This is a genomic window from Halomonas sp. ND22Bw (genome assembly GCF_003011945.1).
GTDB classification, from domain to species: domain Bacteria; phylum Pseudomonadota; class Gammaproteobacteria; order Pseudomonadales; family Halomonadaceae; genus Halomonas; species Halomonas halophila.
Genome location: NZ_PXWD01000816.1, coordinates 1 through 274, shown reverse-complemented (window position 1 = coordinate 274; position 274 = coordinate 1). Strand labels below are relative to the sequence as shown.

The window sequence follows — 274 nt, the reverse complement described above, 5'->3', positions numbered from 1 at the left end:
TGGCGCGCGTACGGGTCGATTCAGGGTGCGCTAGTTGCTCTTCGGAGTCGAGCGTCCAAACGAAAGTAAACCCGACGCCGGCCTGAACCCAGCCCGGCACCTCAATTGTCAGCTCCCTCCCGGGCGTACCGGCGGGGAGCTGACTTACGTACGGACGGCGTCGACTCGGCACGAGGTCGGAAACGCTCATGCGCGCTATGTCGGTGTTCGAGTAGTCGACTTCCAGCGAGACGTTTCGGGCGGGCTGCGCGATAGCGAGGAACAGCCGATGGTT

General features: G+C 63.5%; 1 protein-coding gene. It reads right to left on the bottom strand.

Translation table 11 applies throughout. The annotated features are described in order from the left end of the window. The coding region (locus CVH10_RS26820; RefSeq protein ID WP_219924900.1) for a hypothetical protein at nt 1-274 on the bottom strand (274 nt) is incomplete at both ends.